The organism is Solibacillus sp. FSL W7-1464 (genome assembly GCF_038004425.1).
Classification (GTDB): Bacteria; Bacillota; Bacilli; order Bacillales_A; family Planococcaceae; genus Solibacillus.
The window spans coordinates 547,522-560,942 of record NZ_JBBORC010000001.1; the positions used below are offsets into that span (position 1 = coordinate 547,522).

Sequence of the window (13,421 nt, forward strand, 5' to 3'; positions counted from 1 at the left end):
TATGAACGCAGTAGAACAATTACAGCAATCGATTAAAGCGGCATTAAAAGCGGCAATCGATCAAGCAGGCCTGGTAGAAACGGGCACAGAAATCAACATTCATTTAGAAACACCAAAGGATAAAGCAAACGGTGACTTTGCAACAAATATTGCAATGCAATTAACTAAGCTTGCTAAAAAGCCGCCACGTGCAATTGCAGAAGCGATTTTAGAACATTTAACGACTGAAGGCACAGACATCGAGAAGGTCGAAATTGCCGGACCGGGTTTCATGAATATTACAGTTCGTAAAGACTTCCTGGCAAGTGTTGTGACAGCAGCATTTGAACAAGGCGAAAACTATGGCCGTTCAACTGCAGGCGCAGGAGAAAAAGTACAGGTCGAGTTCGTATCGGCTAACCCGACTGGCGACTTGCATTTAGGCCATGCGCGCGGTGCTTCTGTAGGGGATTCATTATGTAATGTATTGGATTTTGCCGGTTTTGACGTATCACGTGAATATTATATAAATGATGCAGGTAACCAAATTAATAACCTGGCGTATTCTTTGGAAGCACGTTATAAGCAAGCATTAGGAATGGATGCGGAAATGCCGGAAGACGGTTACCACGGTCCTGATATTATCGGAATTGCCGGTAAGCTTGCTGAAGAATTCGGTGCAACAATTCTGGACAAGTCTGATGAAGAACGCTTTAAATTTTTCCGTGAGCACGGCTTGAAACTGGAATTGGCGAAACTGCAAACCGACCTTAAAAACTTCCGTGTTGAATTTGATGTTTGGTATTCAGAAACATCTTTATATGAAAACGGAAAAATCGATGTAGCGTTAGACAAACTAAAAGCAAATGGCCATGTATTTGATGAAGAAGGCGCGACTTGGTTCCGTTCAACAACATTCGGTGATGACAAAGACCGTGTATTAATTAAAAACGATGGTTCTTACACATATTTAACACCGGATATTGCTTACCATGAAGATAAATTGCACCGCGGATTTAATAAGCTGATCAATATTTGGGGCGCTGACCACCACGGCTATATTCCACGTATGAAAGCGGCGATCGAAGCACTTGGCTATGACCGCGGTACATTGGAAGTAGATATTATCCAAATGGTTCAGCTGTACAAAAACGGCGAGAAATTCAAGATGAGTAAACGTACAGGGAATGCTGTAACGATGCGTGAATTAGTGGAAGAAGTAGGCTTGGATGCTGTACGTTATTTCTTCGTTAAAACAGCAGGGGATTCACATATGGACTTCGATTTGGACTTAGCGGTATCGCAGTCGAACGAAAATCCGGTATATTACGCACAGTATGCACATGCTCGTATCTCATCAATTTTACGTGCAGCAAACGAGCAAGGTTTCGAGGCATCATTGGAAAACCTGAACTTGCTAACAGCAGAAAAAGAAGAAGATGTGCTTAAAAAAGTCGGCGCATTCCCGCAAATCGTGGCAGATGCAGCGAAACACCGCACACCACACCGAATCGCAAACTATATTCAGGACTTGGCAGCTGCATTCCATAGTTTCTACAATGCAGAAAAAGTATTGAACCAAGATAACAAAGAGCTGACAGAAGCACGTTTAGCATTAATTACAGCAGTAAAAACTACATTGGCGAATGCACTGAAACTAATCGGCGTAAGCGCACCGGAAAAAATGTAATTCGTAATTTAAAAGGCATCCTATTTTCTAAATAAAAATGGGGTGTCTTTTTTAGTGTTTCGTTACAACCTATAATCCCTATAAAAAAACTTGGTAATGCCTATTGACTTCTTAAAATTCAGAAAGTATGATTAATTCCAATAGAGTAACTATGCATTAGGACACATATGAGGTGGTGCTTTTCATGAGCAAAGATTTATTTATTCAAACAGACGAGCAACGACAATGGTTGAAAAAGCTCGAAACAATAGCAGATAGTGTGAAAAAACATGCACAGCAGACAGATGAAGAAGCTGTCTTCCCGTTTGAAAATTTCAAAAAGCTGCGAGATATAGGTTACACGAAAATGACGTTGCCAAAAAAATATGGTGGTGATGGTTTTACAGTATACGATGCAGTGTTATTACACGAAACATTATCGAGCTATTGCGGCAGTACTGGTTTAGCCGCATCTTGGACGGTGCAAAACGTTGGTGAAATATTTGAAAACCGATACTGGGATGAACAAAAGCTGGTTTGGTTCGGGAAACAAATTGCAAAAGGTGCTACGGTCAATCGTGCAGTAAGTGAGTTTGCGATGGGTAGTCCCGTACGAGGCGGGCGACCAGGAACAACAGCAAAACGTGATGGTGATTCATACATTATAAACGGACGCAAAAATTACACGAGCGGTGCACCGGATTTAGACTATTTTTTAGTTTCAGCTTGGGTAGAGGAAGACAATCATTTAGGATTCTTTTTAATACCTAAAACGGCTGCTGGTGTATCGGTTGAAAACACATGGGATGTTGCATCAATGCGAGGTACAGGAAGCGATGATTTAGTTCTGGAAAATGTACGTGTAGATGTTTCTGATTTAGTTGAAATCCCTGGTTATTCTACAGGTTTTAAGTTAAATGGCTGGCTGTTATTAATTCCTGCTACTTATTTAGGAATCGCACAGGCAGCACGCGATTATGCAGTTGACTTTGCCAATAGCCACTCTCCGAACAGTATTCAAGGGACAATTGCTCAATTGCCGAATGTCCAGACGTTGATTGGAGAGATGGATTTAGCTCTGACAAAAGCTCGTTTTACGATTTACGGAGTGGCTCAACTTTATAATAATCCGGCGAAAAAGGCTGCCATCATCAATGAAGTGAATATCGCAAAACATGTCGTGACAAATACCGCCATTGAAGTTGTTGATAAGGCGATGCGACTGGTAGGGGCTAAAAGTTTGCAACGCTCGAATCCGTTACAGCGATATTACCGTGATGTGCGAGCTGGCCTGCACAATCCGCCAATGGATGATATTACGATTAAACGCTTGGCCGAAACGGCAATTGAAAATAATTTAAAAACGAAAGAGGTAAACTAATGAAAATCCAAAAATTTATTAAGCTGGCATCTTTAGGCGTTGCGGCTGTAACAATTTTAGCAGCTTGCGGAAATGAACCGGATTCAAGCTCAGCTACTACAACTTCGAATAAAGATGGCGTAACTGTTGTAAAAGTAGCGTACGACCAAGCAGGAAAACCGATGACGTTTTTAGATGAAAGCGGCAATGCGACAGGGTATGACGTGGAAGTAATGAAGCTTGTCGACGAAGCATTACCTGAGTATGAGTTCGAATTCGTTGGTACGACGAATGACGATTTATTGATCGGTGTCGAGCAAGGGAAATATCATGCAGGTGTAAAAAATGCATTCTGGACCGAAGAACGTACACAGAAATACATTTTCCCGCAAGAGTTTTTAGGATTAAGTAGTGCAGGATTAGTACTTAAAAAAGAAAACGAGAACATTAAAAATTTAAGTGATTTTGCTTCAGCCGGCTATACGTTAGCACCTATCGCAGCAAACAATGCCCAGTATACAGTTATTGCGGAATACAATGAAGCAAACCCAGACAACCCGGTAAAATTACAAGCGGGTGAAGAGTTCACGGTGGATGTTGTGCAATGGGTAAACGAAGGTCGTGTAGATGGTGGCGTTCAAATTGAAGGAGCATTCACTGGGCAAGTATTAACTGAAGGCGGACCATATTACCATTTAAAAGATGAAGTTGTATATAACGAATTTGCGGTTATTAAAACATGGCCGTTATTCAATAAAAAACAGCAGGACTTTGCAGATGCGTACGATAAGGCAATTGCAGAAATCAAAGAGACAGATGCTTTACGTGAGCTAAGCAAAGAGTTTTATGGCAAAGACTTATTTGAAGTACTAGAATCAGTAAATCGATAATCCCTTGAAGCTGCTTAAGTTGTTGCTTAAGTAGCTTTTCTTATCAATATTTTAAAAGAAAGGTCGGAGAAATGTGGAAAAATATTTTGATGTGTCGTACATTTGGTCTGCGTTGCCAAGTTTATTACCATATTTGTGGATTACACTTTATATTGCAGCATTTTCTGTTATTGGCGGGTCTATTTTTGGTCTATTACTAGCTGCGGCAAAATTGAGCTCCAATAAAATACTTAGGCTTTTAGCAAATGGCTATACGACCGTGATCCGTTGTACACCATCAATTGTTTTACTATTTCTAGTGTATTACGGCATTCCCGCCTTTGCAGAAGGGGTATTCGGTATTTACTTGCAAAATGTACCGACAGGCGTTTTTGTCGTTATTACGTTTAGTCTGCAATTTGCGGCAATGATGTCCGAAGTTATTCGATCTGCGTATTTGGCGATCGACCGCGGACAATTTGAAGCGGCCGTCAGTGTGGGGCTAACACCGTTTCAGGCTTATCGTCGTATTATTTTCCCGCAAGCGTTTGTGGTTGCGATTCCAAACTTCGGAAATGGCTTGATTTCGGTTTTACAAGAAGGTGCCCTTGCTTACACGATAGGCTTTATCGATATCGTAGGGAAGGCAAACTTAATTATTGCGAACAATTATGGAACACATACTCTTGAGATTTACATCGCATTAGCGGTCATTTACTGGGTTTTATCGATTTCAATTGAGAAAACCTTTGCCTTGCTAGAAAAAGCTTTCAGCAAAGGAAAACAATCTATTAAAACAACGTAGGAGGGGCTTACAATGGGATTAATCAACTGGCAATTTTTATTTGATACATTTTTTGTTGCATTAAGTGGTGTTCCAGTAGCGCTTCTCGTTACGGTTGTTTCACTTTTTGTAGCAGTACCATTAGGTTTTTTACTAGCACTTGCACGTGTTTATGAAATACCGGTCGTCAACTTTTTTGCGAAAATTTACATTTCTTTTGTCCGAGGCACACCCATTATTATTCAAATTTTTGTTCTGTATGCAACAATACCCTTACTGTTAAGTGGCCTGTTTGAGAAATACAATATCGACTATCCAATCTATAATGTGAATCCGTTATGGTATGCATTTATTATTTTCTCATTCAATACGGCAGCAATTTTAATTGAAGTGTTTCGATCCGCCATACAAACAGTTCCGAAAGGTCAGCTGGAAGCAGCACAATCGGTTGGACTCACGTCAGCACAGGCATACCGACGTATTATTATTCCACAAGCTTTAGTTTCTGCGATGCCGAACCTATGTACAGCGACGATCAACTTGATTAAAGCTACTTCGCTCGGTTATGCAATATCGTTACAGGAAATCACGCTCAAGGCTAAAGTAGAGGCGAATTTTGGATACAACTATTTAGAGGCATATATTGATATTTTCATTGTCTATTTAATTATCTGTATGACGGTTGAGTATTTATTTAAATGGTCTGAAAAGCGTTTAAGTCGCTATAAAGCGGTGACAGTTTAAGGAGGAATCGCAATGCTTGAAATTAAAAATGTGCATAAAACATTTGGGGAACTCAAAATATTAAAAGGCGTCGACTTGACGATTGATAAAGGTGATGTCGTAGTCATTTTAGGTCCAAGTGGTTCAGGAAAAACGACATTGCTGCGCTGCATTAACTTTTTAGAACGTGCAGATGAAGGGACAGCAAGCTTCGACAATATTTCAGTCGATCTAAACAAAGCATCGAAAAAGGATATTTTAGAGATTCGTAAAAAAACAGCATTTGTCTTTCAAAACTATAATCTATTTAATAATAAAACCGCGCTTGAAAATGTAGCTGAAGGACTTATCATCGGTCGTGGTATGAAAAAAGATGAAGCATATACAATTTCCAAAAAGGCCCTTGATAAGGTGGGCTTAACAGAGAAATATGATTCTTATCCAAGCCAATTGTCTGGTGGCCAACAACAGCGTGTTGGGATTGCACGTGCTGTAGCCTTAAATCCGGATATTATTTTATTTGATGAGCCAACTTCAGCACTCGATCCTGAACTCGTAGGGGAAGTATTAGGCGTGATGAAAGACATCGCAAAAGAAGGGACGACAATGTTAGTCGTTACACATGAAATGTCATTCGCGCGTGATGTGGCCAACCGTGTCATTTTCATGGACGGCGGAAATGTTATTGAAGAAGGCTCACCACATGAAATTTTCGTGCAGCCAAAAGAAGACCGAACAAAGCAATTCCTGCGTCGTGTACTTCCAGATGACTATACGTACCATATATAAGGGTAACGAGCAATAAATTCATAGCTTACGTCGAATTATCTGACACTTTAATAAATTTGCACACATTCCGTTAATCTTCCGCTATAATAAAGACATTAATTTAATATGGACGATAAAGGTTCTTACTCTATTGATAGAGTAAGGAGTAAAAGGGAAATCGGTTCAAATCCGATGCGGTCCCGCCACTGTAACTGCTAGTTGAGAGCAATATGCCACTGAAAAAAATTCGGGAAGGCGCTCTTCAACGTTTATGCATAAGCCAGGAGACCTGCCTTTATAATGCCCTAAATTAAACCTACGAGGATAGGATGTGGCGGATAAATTCTTTTTGATGAATTTTATTTGCATACGTAAAGCTTCCTTCATTTATAGTAGGGGAGCTTTTTATTTTTGTAGAAAATTATACAACGAGATTTCAGGAGGTTTTTATTTTGAAAAAATGGCAACTGCTCTCTTCCGCAGCATTACTTACATTAACTCTAGCGGCATGTAATTCGGAAAAAGCAACAGATGAACAATCTGCAAAAGACAATAAAGAAGTATCTGACGCAGCACAATTTCCGGTAACTATAAAAGATGCATTGGACAAAGAAATTACGCTTGAAAAAGCACCGGAACGCATTATTACATTGGCTCCATCCAATACGGAAATTTTATTCGGACTAGGGTTAAACGATGAAATTATCGCTGTGAACGACAATGATACATATCCTGAAGAAGCATTATCTAAAGAATCAGTTGGCGGCATGGAGTTCAATTTAGAACAAATAATCGGTCTGCAACCTGATTTAGTCGTAGCGCATGAATCCGGAATGTACAGCTTCAATGAACAGGCAATTGCGCAGCTTGAATCAGTAGGCATTCCCGTATTCGTTGTAAAGGATGCGAAAACATTTGAAGAAACATACGAAACGATCAAACAAATCGGGCAACTGACAAATAAAGAACAAGAAGCCGAAAAAATGATTGCCTCGATCAAAGAGGGAATTGAAGAAATTGAAGTGAAAGTAGCCGACCTGGAAGAAAAGTCCGTGTTTATTGTTGTTGGAACAGATCCGGACCTTTATGCTGCAGGTGAAGAAACATTCATCAGTGAAATGCTGGACGTTCTAAATGCAGAAAATGCTGTTCCGGAACTAGGGTGGCCGATGTACAGCTCTGAGCAATTTGTAAACAGCAATCCGGATGTCATTTTAGTAACGTATGAAAACGACATGGCGGCAATCGAGAAAAACGATGCCTATGCCGAAATGGATGCAGTGAAAAATGGCAATGTGAAATTAGTCGATGGCGATACGACGAGCCGACAAGGTCCGCGTATTGTTGAAGGTATTGAATCAATAGGTGCGGCGATTTACCCAGAGGTATTTAATGAATAAAAAATATTCAATCTCCTATGTACTATCGATTGGATTGCTTTTAAGCAGCGTATGGATCGGCATTTCATTCGGGTCTGTTAATATCCCGTTTTCAACATTATGGGATAAAACGACTGATCCGGTTGCATACAGTATTTTGTGGAAAATCCGAATGCCACGTGTCATTTTAGCGGCACTAATCGGGGCATCTTTAGCAATAGCCGGAGCTGCATTTCAAGGGTTACTTAAAAACCCTTTGGCGGATCCGTATACATTAGGTATTTCATCTGGTGCCTCGGTCGGTGCGGTTATGACCATCTTTTTAGGGATTTCAATACCGGTACTCGGTGTCTTCACATTGCCCGTATTCAGTATGGCCGGTGCCGCATGTACGATGATTATTGTCCTGACATTTGCCCGACTAGTTGACCGTTCGATGAAAATGGAAACACTGATTTTGACGGGGATTATTTTCAGCTCGTTTTTAGGGTCCTGCATTTCCTTAATGGTCGCACTTACAGGTGAACAGCTAAGAGAAATTATCGGCTGGCTTTTAGGAAGTGTGTCGATGCGAGGCTGGCCATATGTTCAGATGGTACTGCCGTTTATGATGTTCGGTACAGCACTTATTTGGCTGACTCGCCGTGAGCTGAATGCGATGATTTATGGGGAAGAGCGTGCCCAGTATTTAGGGGTAAATGTTAAGCGCAGCAAATATATGATTTTGGCGGGCGGTTCCGTTTTAACAGGAGCGGCTGTTGCAGCATCCGGGACAATTGGATTTGTCGGATTAGTAGTGCCGCATATGATACGCCTGCTGATCGGAGCAGACCATCGACATTTATTGACATTGTCGTTTTTGAACGGTGCAAGCCTGCTCGTCATTTGTGACTTAGTATCGCGTACAATTATCGCGCCTATTGAACTGCCGATCGGTGTTATTACTTCCTTTATTGGCGCGCCTGTCTTTGCCTATATTTTCTTCAAGCAACGTAGAAAGGTTGTTGCATAATGTTAATAGTAAATAATTTATCAGGTGGTTACGGCGGGAAAAAGATTATAAAAAATGTGACGTTTCACGTGGAAAAAGGAAGAATTCTCGGGATTCTTGGTCCGAACGGCAGCGGCAAATCGACATTGCTGAAAATGATCAGTGGTGTGCTGAAGCCAGAAACAGGTGAAATTTTCATCGAAGAGAAACCGCTTAAAAGCTATGACAATAAGCAATTGGCAAAAAAGATGGCGGTTCTGCCTCAATTAAATGCAAGTGCGTTTACGAATAGTGTATATGATGCAGTTTCGTTAGGACGTTACCCCCATCAAAGCGGCTTTTTTTCGTCCTGGACCGAAGAAGATGAAGCGACGGTTCAGCGGGCGATGGAAAGTACAGGGGTTTCTCAATATAAACATCAGTACTTGGAGTTTTTATCGGGTGGCGAGCAGCAGCGGGTTTTTATCGCCCAGGCACTTGCACAAAATTCGGAATTGCTTCTATTGGATGAACCGACAAACCATTTGGATATCGCCCATCAAAAGCAGATTCTGGATATGATACGGATGCAAGTTGAGGTGCATGGGCTGACGGTTGTGTCGATTTTCCATGATATCAACTTGGCATCACTTTATTGTGATGAACTCCTTCTGTTGGAAAATGGTGAAGTGAGAGCATTCGGGGAGCCGCATGAAGTCGTATTAGAAGAACAGATTGCTGATGTGTATCAGGCTAGGATTGCGACATATCCTCACCCGGAGCTGCCAAAACCGCAAATTACGATGCTGCCGACGAATGAAATGGAACGAAAAGCTGCAACAATCCAGATGGATCAGTTTCAAATAACAGAAGACTATATTGAATATCGGGCACAGGCACCGCTGAAAGTGATTTCTTCGGCTGTGCATAATGCGGGCATAGGCTGGTATGACACATTGCTCAATCGTTCCATTGCTCCTGAATACGATATTTATAATGTGAAAGAAGAAACGGAGCAATTTTTAAAAGAGCGTCAATTTTCTCCAACGAATACAGTCGTAATGCTGACAGCTGTGGATACAAGCTGTGCAGTCATTCGTCATTTCTCGAAAAATAATGTAGAAATCCTTGTCATGGTAACAGCAGGGGTAGGAAACAGTGTCGACGTTACGAAAACGTATTTGCGGGAAGATGAGCCACATGTCGGTACGATTAATACATGGGTAATCATTCATGGTAAGCTGACAAATGAAGCATTTATTCAGGCAATGATTACAGCAACAGAAGCAAAAACGAAAGCTTTGGCAGATCAGCAAATAAAAGATTCAATGACAAATACGATCGCAACAAGTACCGCAACGGACAGTCTATTGATCGCCGCTACGCAACTAGGGGATGAAATGCCGTATGCCGGACCTATCACCGAAATCGGTAAACTGATCGGCCGGGCTGTTTTCGAAGTTACGATAGAAGCAATTAAAAAATATAAACAGCATTATAATAAGTAAAGTATGCTGGAAAAAAATGTCCGCTTAAAAAAGCGTCATTCTACTTAAAGGAAATTTTTAAAAGGCATAGAAATGATATTAAATCGAAAGGGTGATGACTAATGAAATTATATACAAAGTCAGGCGATACAGGGAAAACGAGCATTATTGGAGGACGTGTCGATAAAGACCATCTGCGCGTTGAAGCGTATGGGACAATTGATGAGCTGAATTCATTTATCGGTAAAGCTGTCAGCGAATTGGACCAGGAAAAATTTAAGGATTTGATTGAAGATTTGACTGCCATTCAACATGAATTGTTTGATGGGGGCGGGGACTTGGCGAATGTCATGAAAGAACGTCATTACAAACTTACAGAAGAACCGATTGCTGTTTTGGAAAACCGTATCGATGCTCTTTCTGAAGAAGCACCGCCATTGAAACGTTTCATCTTACCGGGGGGAGCGCCGGCAGCATCTACACTGCATATCGCCCGCACTGTTGCCCGCCGCGCGGAACGGGAAACTGTATCTTTAATGAAAGAAATTGAAGATGTTTCACCAGTTGTACAGAAGTATTTAAACCGATTATCGGATTATTTATTTGCTGCAGCACGTGTCGTAAACTACCGATTATCAATCCAGGATGTCGAATATATCCGAAGTGGAGATGTATTTAAATAAACGAAAAATGCTAGTTAAGACGATAAAATTGTCTAACTAGCATTTTTTATATTTTGATTTAATTTTCAGAATTAGTGACGAAATCTGTTGACTGAATGCTCATTCATAACTACAATGGGTTTATAGTTTAATATGGAAATATAGTTTATCAAGGTGAAATGGATAAACAAAGGGGTAAAAACTTCGTATTCCAGGGGGGAAAAGGATGAATACATTTTTAATCATTAACTGGATTGCATTTTTCGCCGTGTTACTTTATGCGCTGGGGTTATTCGCATATTTGCTGAAAACACGTTATGAGTACATTCAGCTTGGTCGCAAAGAAGAGTTCAATCACAAAATTTCTGAACGTATGTCGGATATTGTCGAGAAAGTATTCGGCCAGTCAAAACTATTAAAAGATAAGAAGATGGGACTTGTACACGTTCTGTTTTTCTACGGATTTTTAATGGTTCAATTTGGGGCTATCGATTTAATCTGGAAAGGGCTCGCACCGGGATCACATCTTCCGCTGGGGGGGCTGTATCCAGTATTTACATTTACACAGGAGCTTGTTGTATTGACGATCTTAATCGCGGTAGCGGTTGCATTTTACCGTCGTTATATGGAGAAACTTGCACGTTTAAAGCAAGGTTTTAAAAATGGTTTAGTTTATATGTTTTTAGCTATTTTAATGTTTGCTACATTATTTGGCAATGGCTTTTACTTAATTTGGCACGATCACGGTCTAACAGGATCAGAACCAGTAGCGTCTGCAGTTGCCTGGGTATTCCAATGGATGAGTCCGACGATTGCTGCTGTCATGTTCTTCGTTATGTGGTGGGCGCACTTGTTGGCGTTATTAGCATTCCTTGTTTATATCCCGCAAGGCAAGCACTTCCACTTAATTACATCGATTTTCAACGTTTATTACAACCGCCAAGACCGTATTGGGACATTGCGTCCAATCGATTTTGCCGCATTGGAAGAAGCGGAAGATGAGGAAAGTATGCCGCCGCTTGGAGTCGGAAAAATTCACGATTTCACGCAAAAGCAAATGCTTGATCTGTATGCTTGCGTAGAGTGCGGACGTTGTACGAATATGTGTCCGGCAACAGGGACTGGAAAAATGTTGTCACCGATGGACCTGATCGTAAAACTGCGTGATCATCTAACATTTACTGGTGCAGTTGAACTAAAGAAAAAGCCTTGGGTACCATTTTCATTCTTCAATAATACACAAGGTAACCAGTTGGCAATGGCAGCCGGTGCTGAAGGTGCAGTAATTGAGGACATTTACAGCCCGTCATTAATCGGCGATGTCATTACAGAAGAAGAAATCTGGGCTTGTACAACATGCCGTAACTGTGAAGATCAATGTCCGGTAATGAATGAACATGTTGATAAAATTATTGATTTACGCCGTTATTTAACGATGACTGAAGGTAAAGTGAATCCGGATGCCCAGCGTGCAATGACGAACATTGAGCGACAAGGGAATCCATGGGGCTTAAACCGTAAAGAAAAAGAAAACTGGAGAGAGCTTGACGAGACAGTTCATGTTCCAACAGTAAAAGAATTGAAAAAATCAGGCGAAGAAATGGAATATTTATTCTGGGTCGGTTCAATGGGTTCATTTGATAACCGCTCACAAAAAATTGCATTGGCATTTGCTAAACTAATGAACAAAGCTGGCGTGAAGTTTGCCATTTTAGGAAACAAGGAAAAGAACTCAGGGGATACACCACGCCGATTAGGTAATGAATTCCTGTTCCAGGAGCTTGCAACAGCCAACATTGATGAATTTGAGAAAAATGGTGTGACGAAAATTGTGACGATTGACCCGCACGCGTACAATATTTTCAAAAATGAGTATCAGGATTTCGGCTGGAATGGTGAAGTGCTTCACCATACAGAATTGCTGTACGATCTGATTCAGGAAGGCCGTTTAACAATGGATCACCGTGTTGATGAAACGATTGTTTTCCATGACTCATGTTACTTAGGACGCTATAATGACGTATTCGATCCGCCACGCGAAATTTTAAAAGGGATTGCAGGCGTGAAGCTTGTTGAAATGGCACGTAATCGTGAAGACGGTATGTGCTGTGGTGCCGGCGGTGGCTTAATGTGGATGGAAGAGCATGTCGGAAACCGTATTAACGTTGCACGTACAGAACAGGCAATCGCAACACAGGCATCTGTAATTTCTTCAGGCTGTCCTTACTGTTTAACAATGCTTTCAGATGGAACGAAAGCAAAAGAAGTGGAAGATACAGTCGGCACATACGATATTGCGGAAATTTTAGAGCGTGCGGTATTCGGAACACCGGAAAAAGCACAAGTTCAAGAAGTGCAAGAAGAAGTAGCAGAAGAAACGGTTGTAGCACCTGTAGAAACAACTGAAGTGGAGAAACAGGCAACAGCTGCTGAATCTTCAACACTTCCAGAAGAACAGCAAGTTGCAACAGATGAAGTACCAGTTGCAAATGAAAATAATGAACAAAACAAGTAATATACGAATTATCGAGAATAAAATTTATAGTCAGTATATTTGAATAATTGTTGCGAATTCAAAAAGGATTTAATACAATGAAAGTAAGCGAAGAAATGAGAGTAGTAAATACTCTCATTTTTTTCTAAACAATGATTGAGCGAGCGTTCAGTCGAAATACGATTACAGACTGCAACAGGTATTTTTTTAGTGGTGTGTGATGGGGATCGATACTAATAGATTAATAGCCTGCAGCAGAAATTCACAATACGGATGG

At 40.8% G+C, this 13,421-nt stretch carries 11 protein-coding genes and 1 riboswitch; all 11 genes read left to right on the top strand.

The genetic code is table 11. The features are described from left to right. Position 1: 1 nt before the first annotated feature. The 11 genes from argS (at position 2) to MKZ25_RS02790 (ending at position 13,165) form a co-directional block, all read left to right on the top strand. On the top strand, positions 2-1,669 hold the full coding sequence (argS, locus tag MKZ25_RS02740) for an arginine--tRNA ligase (protein WP_340800030.1): 1,668 nt from the start codon (positions 2-4) through the stop codon (positions 1,667-1,669). Between the two features lie 184 nt (positions 1,670-1,853). Continuing rightward, entirely contained in the window at positions 1,854-3,029 is a 1,176-nt protein-coding gene (locus tag MKZ25_RS02745) for an acyl-CoA dehydrogenase family protein (protein WP_340800031.1), read from the top strand. After that, on the top strand, positions 3,029-3,898 hold the full coding sequence (locus MKZ25_RS02750; RefSeq protein WP_340800032.1) for a transporter substrate-binding domain-containing protein: 870 nt from the start codon (positions 3,029-3,031) through the stop codon (positions 3,896-3,898). The genes MKZ25_RS02745 and MKZ25_RS02750 overlap by 1 nt, the downstream gene beginning before the upstream one ends. A gap of 73 nt (positions 3,899-3,971) precedes the next feature. Beyond that, positions 3,972-4,682: an amino acid ABC transporter permease gene (locus MKZ25_RS02755; RefSeq protein WP_340800033.1), complete on the top strand. Its 711-nt coding sequence runs from the start codon at positions 3,972-3,974 to the stop codon at positions 4,680-4,682. Positions 4,683-4,694: 12 nt separating this feature from the next. Next, positions 4,695-5,405, top strand: coding sequence for an amino acid ABC transporter permease (locus MKZ25_RS02760; RefSeq protein WP_340800034.1), 711 nt, complete (start codon positions 4,695-4,697; stop codon positions 5,403-5,405). A gap of 12 nt (positions 5,406-5,417) precedes the next feature. Then, positions 5,418-6,173: an amino acid ABC transporter ATP-binding protein gene (locus MKZ25_RS02765; RefSeq protein WP_340800035.1), complete on the top strand. Its 756-nt coding sequence runs from the start codon at positions 5,418-5,420 to the stop codon at positions 6,171-6,173. A 99-nt stretch (positions 6,174-6,272) separates the two neighbouring features. After that, a riboswitch (cobalamin riboswitch) is annotated at positions 6,273-6,463 on the top strand. 141 nt (positions 6,464-6,604) lie between these two features. Further along, entirely contained in the window at positions 6,605-7,552 is a 948-nt protein-coding gene (locus tag MKZ25_RS02770; protein ID WP_340800036.1) for an ABC transporter substrate-binding protein, read from the top strand. Continuing rightward, positions 7,545-8,543, top strand: a complete 999-nt coding sequence (locus MKZ25_RS02775; protein WP_340800037.1) for a FecCD family ABC transporter permease — start codon at positions 7,545-7,547, stop codon at positions 8,541-8,543. The genes MKZ25_RS02770 and MKZ25_RS02775 overlap by 8 nt, the downstream gene beginning before the upstream one ends. Then, positions 8,543-10,009, top strand: a complete 1,467-nt coding sequence (locus tag MKZ25_RS02780; protein WP_340800038.1) for an adenosylcobinamide amidohydrolase — start codon at positions 8,543-8,545, stop codon at positions 10,007-10,009. Before MKZ25_RS02775 ends, MKZ25_RS02780 begins: the two co-directional genes overlap by 1 nt. A 101-nt stretch (positions 10,010-10,110) precedes the next feature. Next, entirely contained in the window at positions 10,111-10,671 is a 561-nt protein-coding gene (locus tag MKZ25_RS02785) for a cob(I)yrinic acid a,c-diamide adenosyltransferase (protein WP_340800039.1), read from the top strand. Positions 10,672-10,876: 205 nt separating this feature from the next. Beyond that, entirely contained in the window at positions 10,877-13,165 is a 2,289-nt protein-coding gene (locus MKZ25_RS02790; RefSeq protein WP_340800040.1) for a (Fe-S)-binding protein, read from the top strand. The last annotated feature ends 256 nt before the right edge of the window (positions 13,166-13,421 follow it).